Raw genomic sequence first — 23,860 nt, forward strand, 5'->3', positions numbered from 1 at the left:
AATCCGACTGTTACGGTCCAGCAGTGTGTTCGGATCAGATGACGTTGCGTGAAGGGCGAGATTTTCTCCATTCCCGGTTCAAATGCCCTCTCAGACGCGTCTGGGGGTGTCGCCGCACGGGTCGCGGCCCCATATGCCCTCAGACAGGACAAAGGAGCCAAGCTGATGATCCCGTATTCGGTCCTCGATCTTTCACCAGTGCCTGCGGGCTCAACCCCCGCGCAGGCCCTGGCCAATACGGTGGACCTTGCCCGCCATGCCGAACGGCTCGGCTATCATCGTTACTGGATGGCGGAACATCACAACATGACCGGCATTGCCTCGGCCGCGACGTCGATCCTGATCGGCCATGTCGCGGGGGCCACTTCGACCATCCGCGTCGGCGCGGGCGGCATCATGCTGCCAAACCATGCGCCTCTGGTCATCGCCGAACAGTTCGGCACGCTGGCGACGCTCTATCCTGACCGGATCGACCTTGGCCTCGGCCGGGCGCCCGGCACCGACCAGCTGACCATGCGGGCCCTGCGCCGGGGCCAGCAAAGCGCTGACATGTTCCCACAGGACGTTGTCGAATTGCTCAGCTATTTCGAACCGGCAGAGCCCGGCCAGCAGGTACAGGCCGTGCCGGGCGCGGGCACGCATGTGCCGGTCTGGATCCTGGGATCGAGCCTGTTCGGTGCCCAGCTCGCCGCGCATCTGGGCCTGCCCTATGCCTTCGCGTCGCACTTTGCGCCGGACGCTTTGGAACAGGCGATCGAGATCTACCGTGCACGTTTCAAACCGGGAGTGACACAGGCGCCGCGTTTCATGCTGGCGATCAATGTGCTCGGCGCCGATACCGATGAGGAAGCCGTCCGGCTCAGAACCTCCGTCCAGCAAGCCTTCGTCAATCTGCGCACCGGCCGGCCGGGGCCCTTGCCGCGCCCCGTCGATGACATCCGGGATGTGGCCCCTCCGGAACTGATTGCGCAGGTCGAGCGGGCGCTACGCGTCTCGGCGACGGGCAGCCCTGAGAAGGTCACCGCAGAACTGTCTGCCCTGATCGACCGACACCGGCCGGACGAGGTCATCCTGACCGGTCAGATCCACGATCACGCCGCGCGCCTGCGTTCATTCGAAATTGCCGCCGAAGCCATGAAGGCTATCGGCGCACGCTCGGGCGCTGCGGCCGGCTAGTTTTCCAGCCGGTCCATTTCTTCGCTGAGCGCGTCCATCAGTTCCGGATGTTCTGACTGGATGCGGATCATGGAGGTCGCGACCCGGCCCTGCACTTCGATCAGTTCGGCATACCGCCCGCCAAAGATCTGCATGCCTTTGACGCCGGAAATCTCGCCATCGAGCTCTTCGGACATCTGGTTCAGGCCATCCACTGCCACCTGGATCTTCTTCGCGGCCGCCTTGGCGCTTGCTTCGTCGTCGACGGTTTCCAGCGCGTCGGCGATGCGCGTCATCTCATTGATGTAGGCTTCACCGATATCGCTGGCGGAAGACTTCGCGGTGATGTCCTCACCGGTCTTGCCCTGAACATCGTCTTTTCCGCCGCAGCTCGTCAGCATCAATGCCGCCGCGAGGCCGGCTACCAGAAATCCATGTCTCATACTACGTCCCCTGACTGTGTTTTCAGAAGCACATTCTTAAACCAAGTTCCAAGGCAGGACTATGGCCGCTTGTCATCTACCGCAGGCTGACCTAAGCGGACCACCCCGCACCGGACGTGCGTCCTATGAACCCTCGACGATGAAAGGAGATTGGCAATGACCACAACCCGCTTCTCCAATTTCATCATGACAGGTTCACATGACACGACGCATTCTGCGGCCTCTGGCGGCCGCCCTGTTCCGACTCAGCGGCCGGACCGAAAAAACTGATAACTTATCACAGCGGGACCGGCGTATCGCGGCCCGTTCCCTGAAAACAAAACTGCCTGCCCACCTCCTCCGGGACATCGGCGCGGATGATGGATGATGCCCCGCTCTGACATTCAGGGTTCAGGCGAGTTCCATCTCCGCCGTCACATTCAGATGGTCGGAACAGATTTCCGGCCCCGGCTGGTACTGGCCGAGCTTCAGAGCCGGTCCGGTGAGGATGTGGTCATAATCCCGCAGCGGCCGCCACGAGGGATAGGTCGGCTCCGGCTGCCGGTCAGAATGTGCCTGCATCCGCTCAAGAAACGCCTCCGCCGGGCTCGCATGCAGGCTGCAATTGAAGTCCCCCATGACCACCCAGCGCCCATGGCGCGGCAGGTGCCGGGAGAGGAACTCCAGCTGCAGCGCCTGATCGCGCCTGCCAAGGCTGAGATGGACGCAAGCCACATCAAAGTGCATGGCGGCCTCGACCGTCGCAAGCAGGCAGCCGCGCCCCGGCACCCTGCCCGGCAGTTTCAGGTCCCGCACATTCGACAGCGGATGCCGGCTGAGGATCGCATTCCCGTGGCGCGACACACCGCGGATCACCCGGTTTTCCTGAATGGCCAGGTGATCATGGCCGGCGCGTTCGGCAATCGCGTTCGCCTGACAGCGATACCCGGCCCGCCGTCCGCCGAGATCCACCTCCTGCAGGCAGACGAGGTCGGCGCCGCGGATTGTTTCAGCGATGGTTTCCAGCGTGCTGGCCTTTGCCTGCGTGTGGAAAACCTGCCGGTGCGCACGCGTCAGATAGTCGGAGAAACGGGCCGTCCCGATGGCGGCCTGAATGTTCCATGTCAGCAGTTTCAGAGGCACGGGCTTCCTTTGGCGGTTCAGACGGGACAGGGTAAGGCGTCACGAATTGTCAGGCTGGACACATGATTCCTCTTCTCAGTTCCATACCCTTTCTCGTGCACTTCTCCCTGTCGGTGCTTGCAGCAGTGCGTCTGCTTTACCGCAAGCTGGCCGTGAACACGACCCTGGCATGGCTGTTCCTCCTGTTCGGCCTGCCCGTGGTTGGCGTCGTATTGTACGTCCTGTTCGGGGACCACCGGCTGAGTGGACGCCGCATGAAAATGGGCGAACGCCTGCGCAGCTTCTTCATGCAGGTTTTCGACATAACCGACGCCAGCATCCCGCCGGACATAGCAGGCGTTCCCCGCTACGCCGCCCTTTCCCGGTCCATCCAGGCCGATACCGGTTTCCCGGTCCTCACCGGCCTGTCTCCGAAATTCTTCTCCGACGCGGGCGACCTCTATGCCGCAATGCAAACCGACATCGATGCCGCATCAGACAGTGTCTGCCTCGAATTCTACATCCTTGATCCCGCAGGCCGCGTCGGCGATGTGCTGGCTGCCGTCGAACGCGCAGCGCAGCGGGGTGTAGTTTGTAAGATCCTGGCGGATGATTTCGGCTCCAAACCCTTCTTCCGCTCGCATTGGCCGAAACGGCTGAGAAAGGCGGGCGTACAGATCGTCCGCTCCCTGCGGGTCAATCTGTTTTCTTCCTTCTTTCGCCGGTCCGATCTGCGAAACCACCGCAAGATCCTCGTCTGCGACCAGCAGGTCGGCTATGTCGGCAGCTATAATCTGGCCGACCCGAAACTGTTCAAGACCGATCGCGGCGTGGGCCAGTGGGTCGACATGATGATGCGCGTCGAAGGCCCGGTCGTCGATGCCCTCACATCGGTCTGCCTGTCGGACTATCTGTTTGACCGCATCGGCCACCAGATCGGCCGGGCCGACCTCAACGCCCTGCCCATCAAGCAGCGCTCCGAGACCGGCGAAGGCACGCCTGTCAGCATGCAGGTGCTGCCGTCCGGCCCTGAAATGCGCAATTCCACGATCTATGAAGTGCTGGTCTCGGCCATCTTCAGCGCGCAAAAGCGGCTGCGCATCGTCTCGCCCTATTTCATACCAGATCCGGCGGTCCAGCTTGCCCTCGTCTCCGCGGCCAAGCGCGGGGTGGTGGTCGAGATCATCCTGCCGGAACGCATCGATTCCCGCCTCGCGCAATTCGCCAGCCAGTCTTCCTACACGGAGCTGCTTCGCGCCGGCGTGCGCATCACCCGGTATCGCGGCGGGCTGCTGCACACGAAACTGATCCTGGTGGATGACGAGATCGCCCTGTTCGGGACGGTGAACATCGACATGCGCAGCTTTCACCTGAACCTGGAGCTGACCATGGTCATCTATGATTTCGGGACCAGTGCCACATTGTGGCAGCACGCCGATACCTACCTCGCGGACAGCGAGCCACTTGATCAGGCGCGATGGGAACAGCGCCCGGAATGGCACAAATTCCTCGAAAACATCCTGCGCCTCGCCAGCCCGATCCTCTAGGCGCCGCTGACTAGCTGTAGCGGGCTTCGACTTTCGGGCCCGCTTTGCCCGCCTTCACCGCCGCGAGGCTCGCTTCAAGATCGGCGAGGTAGGCATCCGCCACATCGGCATGCTTGGGCGACAGCATCAGGTGCAGGCTGGGCGGTTCCTTGGTGACGGAGGTGAACCAGCCGCGCCGGAAAATTTCGCCATAGACCGCGAAGGCGTGGACCTCCGGATGGGAGAAGGCCATCAGGCCCAGCATGGGCTGGCCGACGATCTCGAAGCCGAGCCGCTTCACGCCCTCTTCGATCCTCTCGCGCGTTGCGCAGACCTGCCCTTGAAGGCGTTTGTAGCCTTCGACGCCCAGCGTGTTCATCACGCCCCAGGCGGCCGAGATTGCCCCGCCCGGCCGCGTGCCCGCCAGCGTCGGCGTCTTCATCGGCGCGCCGCTCCAGCCGGCCATGTCGAACGGCATGTAATTGTAGAGCTCCTCCGAGCGGAACAGCACGGTCGATGCGCCCTTGGCGCAATAACCGTATTTGTGCAGGTCCGCGCTCATCGAATGGACGGCCGGAACTTCGAAATCGAAGGCCGGTACCGGCACGCCGTTCATCCTCGCAAACGGCGCGAAGTATCCGCCGACGCAGGCATCGACATGCAGCCAGACGCCCTTCCTTGCGGCGACCTCTCCCAGCTCGGCGATCGGGTCGATGATGCCGTGCGGGAAGTTCGGCGCGGAGCCGACCATCATCACCGTCGCTTCATCCACCGCCTCCCCCATCGCGGCGGGGTCTGCCTGATAGCTGCCGTCGGTCTTCAGCGGCACGCGGCGGATTTCGATGTCCATCAGATGCGCCGCCTTGTCGAAAGCGAGATGCGCCGATTGCGGCAGCACGACATTCTGCCCTTCGCGTGGGCGTCCCTGCGCGCGGGCATAATCGCGTGCGGTCTTCATCGCCATGGTGATGGAGTCCGTGCCGCCGGACGTCATCGCACCGGTCGACCCTTCCGGTCCGTGCAGCAGGCCGAGGCCCATGCCGATCACTTCCTTCTCCATCTGGGCAAGGCTCGGGAAAGCCATCGGGCCAAGCCCGTTCTCTGCCATGTAGAGCGTGTAGGCTTCCTGCTGGACCTGTTCGACATCATGACCGGCATTGAAGACGTAGACCGCCGTGCGCCCGTCGCGCCATTGCGCATCGCCGCCGCCGCGCGTGATCATTTCCTGGCGCACATCGGCCCAGTCGCGTCCCTTCTCCGGCATCTGCATGGCTGTTCCTTCCCTAGATGTTCTGTCTGGCGTGAAACCTAGGCGGGCCGTCCCGGCTTGGCCATAGGGCGCAACTTTTCATCGTCTCGCACGTTGGTTTTCTACTCCCCATGAAAGGAGGAGACTGAAATGACTGTCCTTGAGAATGGCAAGACACCCCGCACCGACAAGAATCACGACACCGAAAAGGTAGACCGGGAGATTCGCCCGGCCGGACCGGAAAACATGGAAGACCCGCCGGAAGAGTGGGACAAAGTCGACGAAGAAAGCGACGAATCCTTCCCGGCAAGCGACCCGCCTGCCAATTACTGACCCGTTTCCCCGGCTAGAGCGTTGCAATTCCGGGGCATTCCCGGAACCAGGTCCGCCTGTGCGCGAAGTGCAGCTTTTTGCTCGCGCATTGTGCGAAGCCCGTTGCCCGCTTGCGGCCGTAGGAATATTGTGACGGATAGAACAAACAAGAATATTGATGGGGACCAGCACCGGGCCATGACGGATTATATCGGTTACGAAGCGCTCACTCAGGCTGCCATGCGCGGTGTCGTCCGCGAAGCACTGAAACGTGCGAAGGCCAATGGTGGCCTGCCCGGCGACCATCATTTCTACATCACCTTCCGCTCCAAGGCGCCGGGCGTGCGCATGGCCGACTACCTTGTGGAGCGTTTCCCCGTCGACATGACCATCGTGGTCCAGCACCAGTTCTGGGACCTGGAAGTCCATGAGGGGCATTTCGAGATCATCCTGAAATTCTCCGGCGTGCCCCAGCACCTGTTCGTGCCTTATGCCGCGATCACGCGCTTCGTCGATCCGTCCGTGAATTTCGGCCTGACCTTCGAGGCGCAGGACAAGGACACGACCGTCATCGCGCCGGCTTCCGCACTGGAAGACACGCAGGATGACACGCCCACCCCGGCCAGCGATGCCGGAACGGTCGTGAACCTCGACGCCTTCCGCCGCAAATAGGCTGGACGATTGGCAGATACCGAGAAACCCCGCCTCAGCGACGCTGACATGCTGGCCCGCTTTCAGGGCTCCAGGAAACGTCCGCCCTGTTCCGACACGCTGGGCATGAAGCTCATTGAAGTCGAGCAGGATGCCATGCGCATACGGATGGAGTTCGACGTTAGCCCGTCCTTCGCCAACCCCACCGGCGCGGTGCAGGGCGGTTTCATCTCCGCCATGCTGGACGAAGCGATGAGCACCTGCGTGATCATCGCGTCCAACGTCACCATGACGGCCCCGACGCTGGAGATGAAGACCAGCTTCCTGACCCGCCTTATGCCCGGCAAGGCCTGGGTCGATGCGCGCATTGTTCGCCTCGGCAAGTCCGCCGCCTTCATGGAAGCGGAATGTTTCGACCCGGACGGCAGGATGGTCGCCAAGGCCTCCGCCACCGCCCTGCCGATGCCGTTCAAGCGGCTTGCCAAATGAGCTTCGACAAGCGCGCCTATTGGGAAGGCGTGCTGGGTGATGGGACGCGCCCGCCTGCAACCGATTTTGTCGGCTTCGAACTGATTGCCTTCGACGAGAAGGAAGGCTGGGCCGAGGCCGCATTCTGCCTGCCGGCCGAGGCCACCAATCCCGGCGGCACCGCGCAAGGCGGCTTCGTCACGGCAGCACTCGACGAGGTGATGAGCGTTGCCGGATCAATCGTCCAGGATGGCCCGGCCATGGCGCCGACCCTTCAGATGACAACCAGCTTTATCCGCCCGGTTCCGGTGGGCGTCCGCCTGATAGGGCGCGGCGAAGTGGTCCGCAAGGGCCGTCAGGCCATCTTCACGCAAGGCGTCCTCTCCGCAGAAGACGGCACGCTACTCGCTCAGGCCACCGCCAGTTGCATCCCCCGCTCGCTTGCCTGACGCTGCGGCAGGCTGCGCGCGGGTGCCAGTCTGTGCTATTCTTCCGGAAATATAAAAATCCGGGAGGAAACAATGGCCGACGATCTGGGCTCAAGCCCGAAGGTGCCGCAATCCATCATCGAAGTGACGGCCTTCATGCCGGAGGCGCGGCGCGACCCGCACCCGCCCCTGAAAGCCCTGCGCGAGCAATGCCCGGCGATGCGCGACGAGATGGCGAAGGCCTGGTTCCTCACGCGCTATGGCGATGTTCGCACCACGGTGAATGACCGCAGCTTCGTGCGTCATCCGCTGAATGCGGAGGAAGGCTCGATCTCCCGCCAGCTGGTCGACGAGGAAAATCCGCGCCGCACCTCGATCCTCTTCATGGACGATCCGGATCATGCCCGCGTGCGCCCGCCGCTCGCCAAGGCGTTCTATGCCCGCATCAACAAGATGAAGGACCAGATCGAAGCCATCGTCGATGAGACGATCGACGCGGCGCCTGCCTCCGGCGTGTTCGACCTGATGGCAGACATCGCGGTGCCGATCCCGGTGACAGTGATCGCGCGCATCCTCGGCGTCGACGAAGAACGCCTCGCCGAATTCCGCGACTGGTCCGAAGCCGTGATCCTCGGCCTGAACCCGGTCCGCACCCCGGAGGAGACCGAACGCATGATGTCGGGCGGCGCCGCGCTCGATGCCTATTTCACCGAATTGATGGAGCGTCGCCGCAAGGTCCCCGAAGACGATCTCATCACGGACATGGTCCAGCTTCAGGCCTCCGGAGAAGCTCCGCTGTCGGATGATGAAGTGCGCATCAATCTTCAGGCCCTCCTCGTCGGTGGCAATCTCACCACGACGGACCTGATCGGCAATGGCGTCTGGCTGTTCCTGACCCATCCGGAACAGCTCGCCGCACTGAAATCCGATCCCGGCCTCGCCTCTCAGGCGGTCGAAGAAGTGCTGCGCTATGAGGCGCCGGTCTCCGCCACCTCCCGCATCGCCGAAGCCGACAAGCAAGTTGCCGGCTGCCCGGTGAAGGAACACCAGGTCATCTTCTGCTCGCTCGCCTCGGCCAACCGGGATGCGGAAATCTTCGATGCACCCAACCGGTTCGACATCATGCAGAAGCGCCCCAGCCATGTTGCCTTCGGCGGCGGGCCGCATATCTGCATCGGCGCGCCGCTCGCCCGGATGGAAGCAAAGCGCGTCTACCAGAAACTGTTCGAACGCTATCCGGACATGAAGCTGCCGGAACAGGACATCGCCTGGCGCGCCTTGCCCTTCTTCCGCGGAATCGAAACCCTGATGGTCGAAGTCTGACCTGCATGAGCGAGACGGTCAGCACCCATTATGATGCGCCGGACCTGATCGCCCGCATCAAGGCGGCTTTGTCCGATGCCGGATTGTCGCCGGAAACGGTCACGGCAGACCAGCTCGCCCCGATCGAAGAATTCCATGTCGGCGGCCGCATGGCGACAGACGCCCTGTTCCGCGATCTGGATATCCGGCCGGGCGAACGCGCGCTGGATGTCGGCTGCGGCACGGGCGGCACCTCGCGTCATGCCGCCGCACAGTTCAGCTGCATGGTCGAAGGCATAGACCTGACTGAGAGTTTCATCCGAGCGGGCCGAACGCTGACGGACTGGCTGAAGCTGGACGGAAAGGTCCGGCTGCATTGCGCCAGTGCGCTCGACATGCCGTTTGAAGCGGCCAAATTCGATCTTGGCTGGATGCTCCATGTCGGCATGAACATCAAGGACAAGCAGGCCCTGTTCGCCGAAATCTTCCGGGTTCTGAAACCGGGCGGCCGCTTTCTGGTCTACGACATCATGCGCGGCGAGGACGAGACGACACCGCTCGCTTTCCCGGTTCCATGGGCCGGCCGTCAGGCTGACAGTTTCGTCCGCTCGCCGCACCAGTATGAAGCCGTCCTACGCTCTGCCGGGTTCGCCACGATAAGGACCGAACCGCGCCGTGACATCGCCGACGCCTTCTTTGCGCAGGCCGCCGAACAGGCCGGAAAACCGCGCCCCGCGATCAGCCTCGCCCTGATCATGGGCGAGACCGCCCGCGACAAGTTCGCGAACCTGAAGCGGAATTATGAGGCCGGACGCATCGTGCCGGTCGCCATTTTCTGCGAAAAGCCGCGCTAGGGCTGCTTCGCCGCCTGCGCGCGCCCATGGTGCAGCGCGCAAAAACGTGTCATAGGGCCGCAAAATCCCTCTGACAGGTCGATCGTGCCTCGATGACGATCCCTGACAGCTTAACCCCCGAAAGCCTTTACATGTCCGCTTATCCGTCCGTTCCCTCGGCTCTCGCCGAAGCCCTTTCCAATAAGGGCTATGAATCCCTCACCCAGGTCCAGTCTGCCGTAATCGAGCCTTCGCTCGCCGGGCGAGACCTGCTCGTCTCCGCCCAGACCGGCTCCGGCAAGACCGTTGCCTTCGGCCTCGCCATGGCTGGCGACCTGCTGGGCGAGGAAGACCGCCTGGCCCGTGCCGACACGCCGCTCGCCCTGATCGTGGCGCCGACACGCGAACTGGCCATGCAGGTCGCCCGCGAGCTGACCTGGCTCTACGGCCCGGCCGGTGCCCGCATCGCAACTTGCGTCGGCGGCATGGACATGCGCGACGAGCGCAAAGCCCTCGCCCGCGGTGCCCACATCGTTGTCGGCACGCCCGGCCGCCTGTCGGATCATATCAAGCGCGGTTCGCTGGATACGACCGGTATCCGCGTCGTCGTGCTGGACGAAGCCGACGAGATGCTCGACATGGGCTTCCGCGAGGAGCTGGAGCACATCCTCGAAGGCACGCCGGAAACCCGCCGCACCCTGATGTTCTCCGCCACCGTGCCGAAAGGCATCGCGAACCTTGCCGCGCGTTACCAGAAGGATGCCGAGCGCGTCCGCACGGAATCCGAACAGCGCCAGCATGGCGACATCGAATACCGCGCGCTTCTGGTCGCACCAGGCGATGAAGAGAACGCCATCGTCAACATTGTGCGTCACTCCGACAGCGAAAGCGCGCTCGTCTTCTGCACGACACGCGCTGCCGTGAACAAGCTGATGAGCCGGATGGGCAATCGCGGCTTCCCGGTCGTCGCCCTGTCGGGTGAGCTCAGCCAGAAAGAACGCTCCAACGCCTTGCAGTCTCTGCGCGATGGTCGCGCCCGCGTCTGTATCGCCACCGACGTCGCCGCCCGCGGCCTTGACCTCGACAATCTGGGCCTCGTCATCCACGCAGACCTGCCGCGCGATCCGGCGACGCTGCTGCACCGCTCCGGCCGGACAGGCCGCGCCGGGCGCAAGGGCGTCAGTGCGCTGATCGTGGCCCCGAAGGCCCGCCGCCGCGTCGAGCGCCTTCTGGGCGACGCAAAGATCGAAGCGACCTGGGGCACGCCGCCGTCCGCCGACGAGATCAACGCGCTGGACGATGCGCGCCTGCTGGCCGATCCGTCCCTCACTCGCCCGATCCATGAGAGTGAGCGCGCCATGATCAATGCGCTCATCGAACAGCACGGCGCCGAACAGGTGGCCGCCGCCTTCCTGCGCAAGCAGCGCGAGGGCCGCTCCGCCCCGGAAGACCTGCGCGAAGTGGACACGACCCCGCCGAAGCGCCGCGAACGCACTGAACGCGGTGACCGCGGAGATTGGGCCGATCGCGAACCACGCGAGAAGCGCGGCAAGTCAGAGCGCAAGGGCTTCGACGATGCGGTCTGGGTGCAGCTGAATGTCGGCCGCAAGAAGAACGCGGAAGCCCGCTGGATCCTGCCCGTCCTCTGCAAGGCGGGCGGCCTCTCCCGCGACGATATCGGCGCGATCCGCATCAACCCCTCAGACACGCATGTGGAACTCACGCGTGAGGCCGCAGCGCGCTTCTTCGAGACGATCGGAGAGGGGGGCACGGTGGAGAAGGGCCTGCGCGCTGAGCCGCTGGACGGCGCCCCGTCAGCACCGGCCCGCTTCGACCGCAATGACCGCAGCGACCGTGACGAGCGCCCGGCCCCGCGCCTGCGCAAGAAGCCATACGATCCGGATGCCCCGCGGCACCTCTCCGGCAAGAAGCCTTACAAGAAGAAGTTCTCGTCCGAGGACAACACCCCCGCAGAGTGCGCGCCCTCCCCGCAGACGGATTACATCCAGGACGACCGCGAAAAGCCCGCACGCCCGGCGAAGAAGTTCTCCAAGGTGCACGCAAAGGACGGCTGGAAGCCGCCGATGCGCGGCAAAGCGAAGCCCGGCAAAGGCGCACCCAAGGCCGCCGGCAAAGGCGGCCCGAAAAGCGGAAAGCCGTCCTTTCAGAAGGGTGGAAAACCGCTGAAAAAGCACCGGAAGCCGGCCCCGAAAGCCTGATCCGGCCCATATCCGGGAGGGGGCTGCAAAAAGGCCCATTTTTACCCCCGCATATCCTTGTTTTTAAAAGGATAATTTGCGCTCGCATTAAGCTGTAAAATAACCCCCGTTTCGGTTCCCTCTGAGGGGTTAATCCCCTATATTTGAAGGCGAATCTCAAGAATCGACGGGGAAGCCTCATGGCTGAAGAAACGCAGGGCGAGAATGCCGAGTACGGCGCAGGCTCCATCAAGGTCCTGAAGGGCCTCGAAGCCGTGCGCAAACGCCCCGGCATGTACATTGGCGACACCGATGACGGCTCGGGCCTGCACCACATGATTTACGAGGTGGTGGACAACGCCATCGATGAGGCGCTGGCCGGCCATGCCGACCGCGTGACGGTCACGCTCTACCCTGACGGCTCGGCCGAAATCACAGACAATGGCCGTGGCATCCCGGTCGGCATGCACCCGACCGAGGGCGTCTCGGCGGCCGAAGTCATCATGACCCAGCTGCACGCCGGCGGGAAGTTCGACCAGAACTCCTACAAGGTGTCCGGCGGCCTGCACGGCGTGGGCGTCTCGGTTGTGAACGCCCTGTCCGACTGGCTGGAACTGACCATCCACCGCGAAGGCAAAGAACACTGGGTCCGCTTCATCAATGGCGGCCATGTCGAGGCGCCGCTGGAGACGCGCGGCGACTCCCCAATGACGGACAAGGGCAAGCCCTATACCGGTACGGCGGTGCGCTTCCTGGCCGCTTCCTCCACGTTCACGATGACGGATTATGACCGCAAGACGCTGGAGCACCGGCTGCGCGAGCTCGCCTTCCTGAACTCGGGCGTGCACATCATCTTCCGCGACGAGCGTGAGGCCGAGCCTTACGAGATCGACCTCATGTATGAGGGCGGCGTGAAGGCGTTCGTCGAACACCTCGACAAGGCCAAGGGCAAGCTGATCCCGGAGCCGGTCTACGCCATCGGCGAGAAGGACGGCATCACCGTGGAAGCGGCGCTGGAGTGGACCGACAGCTACCACGAGAACGTGCTCTGCTTCACCAACAACATCCCCCAGCGCGACGGCGGCACACACCTGGCCGGCTTCCGCGGGGCGCTGACGCGGATCATCAACAAATACGCCAATGAGACGGGCCTGGCGAAGAAGGCCAAGGTCGAGATCTCCGGCGATGATGCGCGCGAAGGCCTGACCTGCGTCCTCTCCGTCAAAGTGCCGGATCCGAAATTCAGCTCCCAGACGAAAGACAAGCTCGTCTCCTCCGAGGTGCGCCCCGTCGTCGAGAGCATGATGGGCGAGAAGCTCGCCGAATGGTTCGAGGAGCATCCGAAGGAAGCCCAGGAAATCATGGGCAAGATCGTCGAAGCTGCCGCCGCGCGCGAAGCTGCCCGCAAGGCCCGCGAACTGACGCGCCGCAAGTCTGCGCTCGACATCACCTCCCTGCCCGGCAAGCTGGCCGACTGCCAGGAGAAGGACCCGGCGAAATCCGAACTCTTCATCGTCGAGGGCGATTCCGCTGGCGGCTCGGCCAAACAGGGCCGGTCACGCGACAACCAGGCCATCCTGCCCCTGCGCGGCAAGATCCTGAACGTGGAGCGCGCACGCTTCGACAAGATGCTGTCGTCCGACCAGGTCGGCACGCTGATCATGGCGCTCGGCGCCGGCATCGGACGCGACGAGTTCGACATCAACAAGCTGCGCTATCACAAGATCATCATCATGACCGATGCTGACGTCGACGGCGCGCACATCCGGACGCTGCTGCTGACCTTCTTCTATCGTCAGATGCCGGAGATTATCGAGAAGGGCTATCTCTACATCGCCCAGCCGCCGCTCTACAAAGTGACGCGCGGGCGCTCGGAACGCTATGTGAAGGACGATGGCGAACTCGAAGCCTATCTCATCGGCGAAGGCACCGACGGGGAATCCCTGATCCTGCCCGACGGCACCATGATTGCGGGGGAAGACCTGCGCGACCGCGTGCGCCAGGCCTCGAACTTCCAGGCAAACCTCCGCCGTCTGGCGCTCCGTGCCTCTGGCGAGCTGATCGAACATGCCGCCCTTGCCGGGGCGCTGGCCGCCGGCGCGGGCGACGCCGAAGCCGCGAAGACGGCCGAACGCCTGAACCGCTTTGCCGAGGAAGGCGAAGACACCTGGGCCGGCCGCTTCGTGGAAGGCGCCCTCGTCCTTCAGCGCACGGTGCGTAGCGTGGATGAGACGATCACCCTGCCCCCGGCCCTGATCGCCAGCCAGGATGCCGTGCGCCTCGCCGAACGTGCGGCCGGCCTCGCCGAATTGTACGAACAGCCCGCGATCCTGCGTCAGGACAAGGGTGGCGAAGTGACCGTACACGGACCAAGCAGCCTGCTGAAAGCGGTGCTCGACAGCGGCCGCAAGGGCCTGAAAGTCCAGCGCTATAAGGGCCTGGGTGAAATGAACGCCGACCAGCTGTGGGAAACCACACTGGACGCCAACGCCCGCACCCTGCTTCAGGTCCGCGTCGACCATATGGAAGAAGCCGACGACATGTTCACCAAACTTATGGGTGATGTGGTTGAGCCGCGCCGCGAGTTCATCGAAGAGAACGCGCTGGATGCGGAGGTGGATGTTTAGAACGCACTTGCACCGGGCGGCTTGAGCGGAGCGATACCCATCGTCCGAAGAAGCAGCCTGTTATGTCAGGTGGGTCACGCATCAGGCTGACCCAACCTTCCTATACATGATGTATACATGGTCCTTTCACCGTCCCATTCATGGTCTGACGGGTCACTTCTCCCCGCCATTATCCACCAGCTTATCCCCCCTGCCATGCCGGGCGAAGGTGCTGGATGGAACACGCGGCCGCCCTTCCGCGTTGGTGTTCCACCCAACAAAGGAGGCCGAAATGTCTGCACAACAGATCCCCGAACAGCAGGCCGCCGGACTTGCGCTTTCCGCGCGCCGTGGCCGCACATCGAAATGGCACCTTCAGGGTCGGGCCAGAGAGATGTATGACACGCTCAGCATGGAAGAGCTGAAGGCGATCGCCGAGCCGGACGAGGACCGCGAAACAGGGCAAAACCCCTGATAATCCGGGCACTTATTCCGTGGCGGCATAAGTCTTCTCCGCCGCCCTCCCCTACAGCGCCGCGCGCTTCACGTCATATTCGCTGCAACAAAAGCAATACGGCACCTGAAGGAGCCAGCCATGATTGAACTGCGCCCGTTCGACCGCCTCGGCCGTTTCCGTAACGAATGGCTCGACGCGAACTATCACTTCTCGTTCTCGGGGTATCACGACCCGCGCCGCATGGGCGAAGGCGCCCTGCGCGTCTGGAACGATGACACGATCCAGCCGCACACCGGCTTCCCCCCGCATGGGCATCAGTCCATGGAAATCATCACCTATGTCCGCAAGGGGGCCATCACCCACAAGGACTCCATGGGCAATACAGGCCGCACTGAAGCCGGCGACGTCCAGGTCATGAGCGCCGGCGCCGGCGTGCAGCATTCGGAATGGAATGCCGACGATGAAACCTGCCAGCTGTTCCAGATCTGGATCCTGCCGCGCGAACAGGGCGGCCAGCCGGGCTGGGGCACGCGCCAGTTCCCGAAAGGCGACCGCTCCGGCAAGTGGACCGTGTTCGCCGCGAAGGATGGCGAAGGCGATGCCCTGCCGATCAAGCAGGACGCAAAGGTCATGGGCGCAACGCTCTGCACCGGCGATACGCTGGACTATGAAGTCACCCCCGGCCGGCATGGCTATCTCGTGCTGGCGGCAGGCTCGGTCAGCCTGAACGGCCAGGTGCTGAAGGCCCGCGACGGCGCCGCCATCACGGGTGCCGAGACGATCAGCCTGAAAAGCATCGAGGATGCCGAGATCGTGTTTGTGGACACGATTTAACCGGTTTCACATCAGCGTGACTTCAGGAACACGAAGGGTGATGGTAAGTTGATGGAAGACCCTAACGGAGGTTCTGACATGAAACTTGTTCCCATCACCGCCATCGCCCTTCTCCTGGCCCCCGCCGCCATGGCCGCGGAAATCAATGTGACCGTCTCGGAGGATTTCCAGACCAAGCTGCAGGATGACTACGGCACCCGCGAGGGCGAATATCTCTCCAAAGAGATCAAGGAAGACCTGACCCGCGAACTGGAAAAGGCTGGCGTGGATGTCGCCCGCATCGATGTCACCATTGTCGATGCCCGCCCGTCCAAGCCGACCTTCAAGCAGCTGGGGGACGAACCCGGCCTCGACTATGGCGCCTCGCGCAGCACCGGCGGCATGAAACTGACCGCCACCGCCTATGACGCGGACGGCAACAAGGAAGGCGAGTACGAGTATTCCTGGTACGAAACCGACATCCGCATGACCGGCATCACGACCTGGTATGATGCCAACAAGGCCTCAAACCGGTTTGCCCGGAACTTCGCTGAAGAAGTGCAGGAAGGTACGTTGGCCAACTAGAGCCCATCCTTGCTTAAAGGACGAGTTCACACCGCTCGTTGAGGCTGGGGCGCGCCAGAGCGACGCGCTTCAGCCCCGGCAGCGCCTCGCGCAGGTCTTCGGCGACCCAGAGGCAGATCCGCTCCAGCGTCGGCACTTCCAGGCCGTCGATCTCGTTGAGCAGCTTGTGGTCCAGCTTTTCGGCGGTCGCATTCAGGCAGGCCGTCAGGTGGGAGAAATCTTCCACCCACTGCTCCCCCTCTTTCACGACGCCCGCAACCGTCGCTTCCAGGCGGAAGGAATGCCCGTGCATGTTCCGGTAAGGATGGCCTTCCGGCTTGCCGCCCATGAAGTGCGCCGCCTCGAAATGCACCGCCTTGGTGATCTCGAACACGCGGCCCTCAGGGCTTAAGGAAGCCCGGTCAGTTTGTGTGTTTGCAAGCTCAGTCGCCATTGCGGATTCTTCAGACAGTAAGCAGCGGCAACCTGCACATTGCGGGCCGCCTCGGAATTGTCCTTCGGTTGCAGGAAAAAGTGCTGAAAGTCCAGTTCCGTGAACCGTTCGGGCTGCGCTTCGGGCTCGTCCTGCGGGTAGACCAGCTTGAGTTCATTGCCCTTTTTCAGGACGAGGTCGGCATTCGCCTTGGGACTGACGCAGATCCAGTCCAGCCCGTCCGGCGCCGCGATCGTGCCATTCGTCTCCACTGCGATCTCGAAGCCTTTGCCGTGGAGCGCCGCGATCAGCGGCGGATCCAGCTGAAGCAGCGGCTCCCCGCCTGTGCAGACGACATAGGGTTTGCCGGCCGTATCTGCGTTCGCGCTCCAGATGGAGGCGACCAATTCAGCGACTTCTTCCGGCGTCTTGTACTTGCCGCCATTCTCCCCATCGGTGCCAACAAAGTCGGTATCGCAGAACTGGCAGATCGCTTTGGTCCGGTCGCGCTCCAGGCCGCTCCACAGATTGCAGCCGGCAAAGCGCAGGAAGACGGCGGCGCGCCCGGTCTGCGCGCCCTCCCCCTGCAGGGTGTAGAAGGCTTCCTTGACCGAATAGGTCATCGCGAAGCCTGCCAGCGCTCCCAGCCGGCCGAACGCAGTTCGCATGCCGGGCAGGTGCCGCAGCCATACCCCCAGTCGTGCCGGTGGGAACGGTCGCCGAGATAACAGGTGTGCGTGTCTTCCACGATCAGGTCGACCAGCGCCTGGCCGCCCAACTCGTGTGCCATCGCCCAGGTACCTGCCTTGTCGATATACATAAGGGGCGTCTCGATCGACATTGGTTTGCCCAGACCAAGGCGCAGGGTTTCGGCCTGCGTCTGGATCGTATCGTTCCGGCAATCCGGATATCCGGAATAGTCGGTTTCGCACATGCCGCCGACGAGAACGGAGATGCCACGCCGGACGCCCAGCGCCCCGGCGAGGGTCAGGAACAGGAGGTTCCGGCCCGGGACGAATGTCGATGGCAGCCCGGCTTCTGTCGTCCCGATGGCGACGTCATGGGTCATGGCCGTTTCCCCAAGGCTCTTGAGCACAGTCGCATCGATCATGTGATCGTCACCAAGACGCGCGGCCCAGGACTCCTTGAGGCTCGCCATGCCGATCCGAACTTTCTCCCGGCAGGTCAGCTCCACTGCATGGCGCTGGCCATAGTCGAACCCGATCGTTTCCACGGCATCGAACCGGTCCAATGCCCAGGCGAGACAGGTCGCGGAGTCTTGCCCGCCGGAAAAAAGAACCAGCGCCCGGGTTACGGAGGGTGAAGTGTTGGAGGTCATGCCGCGCCTCTACCAGCCCGGGAAGACCCGGCCAAGAAGGGAAAACTGTGTGCTTTTGCGCACGCAATCAAAAATAGTCGCTCATTTACGCGAGGGTAGCCGGTTGACAGAAGGGGCGGCCCCTCTTTTCGTAGTATTCGCAGTGTTCCTGCCAGAAGAGCACGCAAATAAACCAAAACCATCAACCAATAATCTTGTCCACAAAGATTGGACGAGGGGAGGAATTTGACTTGAAACTGAACCGACAACCTAAGTGCGTCCTGCTGGCAGGTGCCTCTGCCGCCGTATTGAGCCTGATACAGGCCCCGGCGCTGGCACAGGAAGCAGACGCACAGAACACCGCCACCACCGTTGAAGAAGCTGCTCCTCCCGCCGCCTCCACTCCCGCCGCAGAAGAAGACAAACGTCTCAGCGTCGTGAAAGTGACCGCTACGCGCCGCGAGGAAAGCATTCTCGATGTGCCGCTGGCCGTGACCGCTATCAGCCCGCAGGAAATCGAACGCCAGGGGGTCGCCGACCTTCGTGCGCTCGACAATCTTTCAGCGAGTTTCAACATGAACTCGACGCAAACGGAATCGCAGGGCACATCCATGCGGATCCGGGGCGTCGGCACTACCGGTAACAATATCGGCCTCGAAAGCGCGGTCGGTGTGTTCCTGGATGGCGTCTACCTGTCGCGTCCCGGCGTGGCCCTCGGTGACCTCGTTGACCTGCAACAGGTCGAGGTCCTGCGCGGTCCGCAAGGCACGCTGTTCGGCCGCAACACATCTGCAGGTGCACTGAACATTACGACCAAGGCACCGAACCTTCGCGAACGGGATGGCTTCGCCAACGTGACCGTCGGCAATTACGGGCTCGTGAATGTGCAGGGCGGCATCAGTGCCCCCATCGCCGAAGATAAGTTCGCCGTACGCCTGTCGGGAGCCTACCGCACTCGTGACGGCCTGGTCGAAAGCACGACCGGGGCGGAAAGCCATACGCGTGACCGCTGGATGGTCCGCGGGCAAGCCCTCTGGCAGATCACGCCGGATGCCAAACTTCGCGTGATCGCAGACTACTCCGATGCGGATGAACAGTGCTGCGACGCCGTCGTCACGGTCGATCCGCTGGGAGAAGCCGGGATCTATGCCGCAGTCGGCCTGCCAGCAAATGGTGGTGTTTCGGCCTTCGGCCCGGGCGCACTGGACAGCCTGACGTCCAATGGCGAGCAATTCCAGAACCCGTTCCAGCAGGAAGGCATCTCTGCCCAGCTGGACTGGAACCTCGGTTTTGCCGATCTGGTCTATATCGGCTCATACCGCGACTTCCACGCTGAATCCATTCAGCACTCTGAATATGTCAGCCTCGACGTCTATGCTGTGGGCGATAACACAACGCCATTCGCAGCACCGACCGTACGTCCGTCTTACGACGACATCAAGACGACCACGCATGAGCTGCGCCTGCAGGGCCAGGCCCTCGATGGCCAGCTCGACTGGCTCGTTGGCGCCTACTATTCGGATGAGGACATCGAAGAACGCGCCGTGATGACCCTCGGCGGCGACTATGGCCGTTACGTCACAGCCCTTCTGGTGCCTTCGCTTGGTGCTCAGGCGATCAGCCTGGGATTTGGCGGTAACGTGCCAGCCGCGCTCGGCGGGGTCGATCCGGCCGGGAGCTATGCTGACAACAAGTTCAATCAGCAAGGCGAGTCGCTCTCGATCTTCACGCACAACGTCCTTGACCTGACGGATCGGATCAACCTGACCGTCGGCCTGCGTTATGTGGAAGAAACGAAGGACGGATCGTTCGAACAGATCTCGGCATCTTCGCCGGCTTGTACGAACATCGCCAATGCCATTGTGGCCAATGCCTACCCGGCCAATGTCGCACCGCTGGCTCCGACCGCGATGGCAATTACCTGCTTCCCGTTCGCGACTGAAGCCGACCTTCCGGCCTCGGCTTTCCTGCCGCTGCCGCAGACGTTCGACAACACGTTCGAGGATGAGGAACTGGTCTACACGGTGAAACTTGGTGCCAAGGTGACCGACAGCCTGAACTTCTATGCTGGCTTCACGCATGGCTTCAAATCCGGCGGCTTCAACCTCGACCCGACCGCGGCGGCAGGTGGCGCAGATCCCCGCTTCGATTCCGAAAAGGTCGATGCCTCCGAGCTCGGTCTCAAGGGGACGTTCAATGGCGGCCGCGGCCGGTTTGACCTCGCCCTGTTCCATCAGGAAATGGAAGACTTCCAGGTGCTTGAATTCACCGGAACACAGTTCCAGACATTCAACGTGCCGAAGGTTGTCAGCAAGGGCGCTGAACTGGAAGTCCAGACCCAGCTGACCGAGAATCTCAGTGCAAACGGCGCAATCACCTATACCGATGCGTATTATCCCCGCGATTGCGCACCGGGCGGCTTTGATCCGTCCAACCCGGTGAACCGCCTGTGCGGCTTCTCGCTGACCAACGCGCCGGAATGGGTCGGCCTGATCGGCCTGACTTGGGAAAACACGCTGGACAACGGCATGCCCTACTTCCTGACCGGTACGGTACGCAGCGAATCGGAACGCCGTACATCGACCCAGGCGGTCGACAGTGCGGGTGTCCCGCTTACCGACGATATCCAGGACGCCAACACGAAGGTGAACCTGCGGGCTGGCATCAGCACCGCGGACGACCGCTGGACGTTCGAGGTCTGGGGAAACAATGTGACGGACGAGCAAACGAAGAACGTCACGTTCAACATGCCGCTCCGCGGAACGGCGCGCGGCGTGTTCATCCAGGATCCCGCAACTTATGGTGTGACTTTGAGGACACGGTTCTAAAGTCTCGTAAGGCACAATTTTGCATCCAGAGCGGTGTCCGGGCCCGGACACCGCTCATTTTTTGCCTTTACGTAGCGTCCACCCGGCCAATCCTTCCAACTGAAAATATTGACTTTCCATCGCGGCTGCCATTCGATGGATTCTGAAGCACGTCCGCAAAGAGACGGCTCAAAGAACAGCTCGAAGCCAGCAATCCCGCCGGCCCGAGGGGAGGAAAATTTAAATGACCAAAAACAGAGACTCGAAATGTGTCTGGCTGGCTGGCGCGTCAGTGCTGGCCATGGGGCTGCTGGCACCTGCTGCCGTCGCCCAGGAGGACGGTGAAAGCACCCGGACACTTTCCACCGTGACCGTGACCACCCAGAAGGTCGAGGAATCGATCCAGGACGTTCCGATCGCGGTTTCGGCGTTTGACGAAGAAGCGCTCAACCGCCTGCAGCTGACCGGCGGTCCGGACCTCGTCAAATCCATTCCCAACGTGACCTTCACGAAGGGCAACTTTTCCGGGTACAACTTCAAGATCCGCGGCATCGGGGTCGATGTGGTTGCCCAGTCTGGTGATGCAGGGGTCGGTATCCACCAGAACGACGTACCGCTGACAGCCAACCGTCTCTTCGAAGCTGAATTCTACGACATCGAACGCGTCGAGGTCCTGCGGGGTCCGCAGGGTACGCTTTATGGCCGGAACGCGACTGGCGGTGTGTTCAACCTGATTACCGCCAAGCCTGTGCTGGGCGAGTTCCAGGCAGACGCCGCGCTCACCTACGGCAATCACAACACCTTCAAAGCCAAGGGCATGATCAACGTGCCGCTCGGTGACAAGGCTGCCCTGCGTGTTGCAGGCTCCCTGCTCCAGCGCGACGGCTACGTGAAGAACGTCGTGACCGGCAACGATATCGATGACCGCGATCTTTCCAGCATCCGGGCAACGTTCGCGATTGAGCCGACAGACAATCTGCGCGGCTGGGTGTCGTATGAGCACTTTGAAGAAGATGACAGCCGTCTGCGTTCCGGCAAGCAGCTGTGTAAGAAGGATCCCGGCTTCGATACATTTGCCGGCATAGCAGTCAGCGCAGCCGACCAGCTCTACACATCCCAGGGCTGTGTGGACGCTCCGCTCAGCCAGTCCAATGAGCGGGTGAATTCCCAGGCCACGCTCGGCGGCGGTCTCGGTATTGCAGCTGGCCTGCTGAACGGCGATGCCTTTACGGCGCCCGTGATCCGGGACCTGCGCAAGATCGAATCGGCGTTTGATCCGATCTACCAGGCCGATCAGGACCTGATCACCTGGAAAGGTGAATGGAACGTCACTGACAGTCTGCTGTTCACCTATCTAGGCAGCCACAACGAAACGAACTCGCATTCTGTTGAAGACTACAACAAGATTGCACCGAACGTGGCGTTCAATGACCTGAGCGGGATTCCAGCAGGCATCAGCCCGGCGGCGGACCTTTACAATGCCCTCTTCCCCGGGGGTGTCGTCAGCGATCCGGAACTGGGTGCATCGAACGTCTTCCGGACATTCGACAGCTCCGGCGGCGGCAGCGAACAGGATTCACACGAAATTCGTCTGCAGTCTGACTTCGATGGTCCGTTCAACTTCAACCTTGGTGCCATCAAGGTCGACTTTGAAGCCATCGATCCTTACGACAACCACGCTGGCTACTATGTCCTTTCGAACACACTGACGGCCCTGACGCAGTTCAACAATGCAACGGGCGGCGGTGTCTTCGGCGGTATTGTGCCGCTCGACTCCGGCAGCACAGACCTGAACGGACTGTTCAACGACACGCTGAATGGTGATGGCGGCAACTACTTCCGCTCGCTCTCACCGTATCGCCTGGATTCAACGGCTGTCTTTGGTGAAGCGTATTTTGATGCGACAGATTCACTGAAGTTCACGCTTGGCCTGCGGTACACGGACGACAAGAAGGAACAGGACGTCATCCCGACCTTCCTGTTCACGCCGCAAGCGCCAGGTGCTGATCCGTTGCAGCCACAGCCGATTGTTGGTGCATCACCGGACAATGGCGGCGACGGTTCGCTGAACACCCATGACAAGGAAACCACCGGCCGTCTGGGTGTCGACTGGAAACCGGATTTCAGCTTCACAGACGATACGCTGATCTACGGCTTCTATTCCAAGGGCTACAAGGGTGGCGGTATTAACCCGCCGCAACCTGCAGGCGCCGGCCTGTACGATCAGACCTTCAAGCCGGAATTCGTGGACTCCTACGAAATCGGTACGAAAAACACGATCCTGGATGGTACAGCCCAGCTGAACGTCACTGGCTTCATGTATGACTACCAGGACTATCAGATCACGCAGATCATCAACCGGTCTTCGGTGAACGTGAACGTGGATGCTGAGATCAAGGGTCTTGAAATCGAAGCCCTCTGGACGCCGGCGGACAACTGGCTGCTGACAGCAAACCTCGGTTTCCTCGACGCGAAGGTGGTCGACACCTACGGCATCGACCTGATCGACCGCGCCAATGGCCGGAGCGATCTTGTTGTCCTGAAGAACGCCGCAAACTACGCAAACTGCGTTGTTTCGGCAGCAGGTTATGCAACCGTTCTCGGTGCGATCGATGCCGGTATCGGTGGGCTGACTGCGGGCGACACCGCTGGTCTCTGCCTCGGCGCCTTTGCGGGCCAGGAAGCAGCCTTCGGTCTTGATGGCGTCACCGTGTCCTACACGGATGCTAACGGCAACGCGCAGACGGCAACGGCTCTCCAGCCGTTTGATGGTGACGCGAAGAACCTGGACGGCAACACGATGCCGGGTGCTCCTGACACGACCGTCAACCTTGCCGCCGAATATACCCTCGGTGGGCTGGGCGGTTCCGGTTGGGACATGACGATTCGCGGGGACTATTACTGGCAGGCAGAAACCGTCAGCCGGATCTGGAATACGCCGCGCGATCAGCTCGACTCCTGGTCCAACGTGAACCTGTCGCTGCTCTTCAACAATGAAGACACCGGCTGGGGCGTGGAAGTGTTCGCCAAGAACCTGACAAACGAGGAAGTCATCACGGGTGCCTACCTGACCGACGACTCCTCCGGCCTGTTCACCAACATCTTCCTGACAGAACCGGCGCTCTACGGCGTCACGGTCAAGAAAGCCTGGTAACAGGTTCAGGAACAAACGATTTGGGGCGGCCCTGCCTGGGCC

General features: G+C 62.3%; 21 protein-coding genes. 15 read left to right on the forward strand and 6 right to left on the reverse strand.

Features of this window, described 5'->3' with window-relative positions; translation table 11 throughout:
• Positions 1-165 precede the first annotated feature (165 nt).
• Positions 166-1,176, forward strand: a complete 1,011-nt coding sequence (locus HY17_RS17520) for an LLM class flavin-dependent oxidoreductase (protein ID WP_034769273.1) — start codon at positions 166-168, stop codon at positions 1,174-1,176.
• Here HY17_RS17520 and HY17_RS17525 read toward each other — a convergent pair.
• Together HY17_RS17525 and HY17_RS17530 are read right to left on the reverse strand one after the other, a co-directional pair.
• Positions 1,173-1,598 (reverse strand): hypothetical protein, encoded by a 426-nt coding sequence (locus HY17_RS17525; protein WP_034769062.1) that lies wholly within the window; start codon positions 1,596-1,598, stop codon positions 1,173-1,175. The two genes, HY17_RS17520 and HY17_RS17525, sit on opposite strands and share 4 nt — an antisense overlap.
• Positions 1,599-1,988: 390 nt before the next feature.
• Positions 1,989-2,720 (reverse strand): endonuclease/exonuclease/phosphatase family protein, encoded by a 732-nt coding sequence (locus HY17_RS17530; protein WP_197020308.1) that lies wholly within the window; start codon positions 2,718-2,720, stop codon positions 1,989-1,991.
• A gap of 62 nt (positions 2,721-2,782) precedes the next feature.
• On the opposite strand from HY17_RS17530, the gene cls reads away from it, so the two are divergent.
• Positions 2,783-4,246, forward strand: coding sequence for a cardiolipin synthase (gene cls, locus HY17_RS17535; protein ID WP_034769064.1), 1,464 nt, complete (start codon positions 2,783-2,785; stop codon positions 4,244-4,246).
• Positions 4,247-4,256: 10 nt separating this feature from the next.
• Here the strand turns inward: cls and HY17_RS17540 are convergent, their stop codons facing one another.
• Positions 4,257-5,495: an aspartate aminotransferase family protein gene (locus HY17_RS17540; protein ID WP_034769066.1), complete on the reverse strand. Its 1,239-nt coding sequence runs from the start codon at positions 5,493-5,495 to the stop codon at positions 4,257-4,259.
• A 129-nt stretch (positions 5,496-5,624) separates the two neighbouring features.
• Between HY17_RS17540 and HY17_RS17545 the strand changes: the two genes are divergently transcribed.
• The 11 genes from HY17_RS17545 to HY17_RS17595 all read left to right on the forward strand — a co-directional run bounded on the left by HY17_RS17545 (position 5,625) and on the right by HY17_RS17595 (position 16,127).
• On the forward strand, positions 5,625-5,807 hold the full coding sequence (locus HY17_RS17545; RefSeq protein WP_034769068.1) for a hypothetical protein: 183 nt from the start codon (positions 5,625-5,627) through the stop codon (positions 5,805-5,807).
• 177 nt (positions 5,808-5,984) lie between these two features.
• Positions 5,985-6,458: an SspB family protein gene (locus HY17_RS17550; protein ID WP_034769070.1), complete on the forward strand. Its 474-nt coding sequence runs from the start codon at positions 5,985-5,987 to the stop codon at positions 6,456-6,458.
• 9 nt (positions 6,459-6,467) lie between these two features.
• Positions 6,468-6,926 (forward strand): PaaI family thioesterase, encoded by a 459-nt coding sequence (locus tag HY17_RS17555; protein WP_034769072.1) that lies wholly within the window; start codon positions 6,468-6,470, stop codon positions 6,924-6,926.
• Entirely contained in the window at positions 6,923-7,354 is a 432-nt protein-coding gene (locus HY17_RS17560; RefSeq protein ID WP_034769074.1) for a PaaI family thioesterase, read from the forward strand. The genes HY17_RS17555 and HY17_RS17560 overlap by 4 nt, the downstream gene beginning before the upstream one ends.
• Positions 7,355-7,426: 72 nt before the next feature.
• Positions 7,427-8,656: a cytochrome P450 gene (locus HY17_RS17565; RefSeq protein ID WP_034769076.1), complete on the forward strand. Its 1,230-nt coding sequence runs from the start codon at positions 7,427-7,429 to the stop codon at positions 8,654-8,656.
• 5 nt (positions 8,657-8,661) lie between these two features.
• Positions 8,662-9,489, forward strand: coding sequence for a class I SAM-dependent methyltransferase (locus tag HY17_RS17570; RefSeq protein WP_034769078.1), 828 nt, complete (start codon positions 8,662-8,664; stop codon positions 9,487-9,489).
• Positions 9,490-9,620: 131 nt separating this feature from the next.
• Positions 9,621-11,687, forward strand: a complete 2,067-nt coding sequence (locus HY17_RS17575) for a DEAD/DEAH box helicase (RefSeq protein WP_051600299.1) — start codon at positions 9,621-9,623, stop codon at positions 11,685-11,687.
• 179 nt (positions 11,688-11,866) lie between these two features.
• The gene (gene gyrB / locus HY17_RS17580) at positions 11,867-14,293 is read left to right on the forward strand and encodes a DNA topoisomerase (ATP-hydrolyzing) subunit B (RefSeq protein WP_034769080.1); all 2,427 of its coding nucleotides are present in this window, start codon (positions 11,867-11,869) and stop codon (positions 14,291-14,293) included.
• A 271-nt stretch (positions 14,294-14,564) separates the two neighbouring features.
• Positions 14,565-14,747: a DUF3008 family protein gene (locus tag HY17_RS20310; protein WP_034769083.1), complete on the forward strand. Its 183-nt coding sequence runs from the start codon at positions 14,565-14,567 to the stop codon at positions 14,745-14,747.
• Positions 14,748-14,867: 120 nt separating this feature from the next.
• Positions 14,868-15,563 (forward strand): pirin family protein, encoded by a 696-nt coding sequence (locus tag HY17_RS17590; RefSeq protein ID WP_034769085.1) that lies wholly within the window; start codon positions 14,868-14,870, stop codon positions 15,561-15,563.
• 78 nt (positions 15,564-15,641) lie between these two features.
• A complete protein-coding gene (locus tag HY17_RS17595) occupies positions 15,642-16,127 on the forward strand; it encodes a hypothetical protein (RefSeq protein WP_034769087.1) in 486 nt (161 codons plus the stop codon).
• A gap of 13 nt (positions 16,128-16,140) precedes the next feature.
• On the opposite strand, the gene HY17_RS17600 is transcribed toward HY17_RS17595, so the two are convergent.
• From HY17_RS17600 to queC, 3 genes are read right to left on the reverse strand one after another with little or no spacing between them, the layout of a single operon-like run.
• Positions 16,141-16,560, reverse strand: coding sequence for a 6-carboxytetrahydropterin synthase (locus HY17_RS17600; RefSeq protein ID WP_051600274.1), 420 nt, complete (start codon positions 16,558-16,560; stop codon positions 16,141-16,143).
• Complete coding sequence (queE, locus tag HY17_RS17605) at positions 16,515-17,162, reverse strand: 7-carboxy-7-deazaguanine synthase (RefSeq protein WP_034769091.1); 648 nt, start codon at positions 17,160-17,162, stop codon at positions 16,515-16,517. The genes HY17_RS17600 and queE overlap by 46 nt, the downstream gene beginning before the upstream one ends.
• Positions 17,159-17,878: a 7-cyano-7-deazaguanine synthase QueC gene (queC, locus tag HY17_RS17610; RefSeq protein WP_034769093.1), complete on the reverse strand. Its 720-nt coding sequence runs from the start codon at positions 17,876-17,878 to the stop codon at positions 17,159-17,161. The genes queE and queC overlap by 4 nt, the downstream gene beginning before the upstream one ends.
• 230 nt (positions 17,879-18,108) lie before the next feature.
• Between queC and HY17_RS17615 the strand changes: the two genes are divergently transcribed.
• Both HY17_RS17615 and HY17_RS17620 read left to right on the forward strand, forming a co-directional pair.
• Positions 18,109-20,685 carry a TonB-dependent receptor gene (locus tag HY17_RS17615; protein WP_051600275.1) on the forward strand — a complete coding sequence of 859 codons (2,577 nt, stop codon included), beginning with the start codon at positions 18,109-18,111 and terminating at the stop codon, positions 20,683-20,685.
• Between the two features lie 223 nt (positions 20,686-20,908).
• Entirely contained in the window at positions 20,909-23,818 is a 2,910-nt protein-coding gene (locus HY17_RS17620; RefSeq protein ID WP_034769095.1) for a TonB-dependent receptor, read from the forward strand.
• Positions 23,819-23,860 lie beyond the last annotated feature (42 nt).

This window comes from Hyphomonas sp. CY54-11-8 (assembly GCF_000682735.1).
GTDB lineage: Bacteria > Pseudomonadota > Alphaproteobacteria > Caulobacterales > Hyphomonadaceae > Hyphomonas.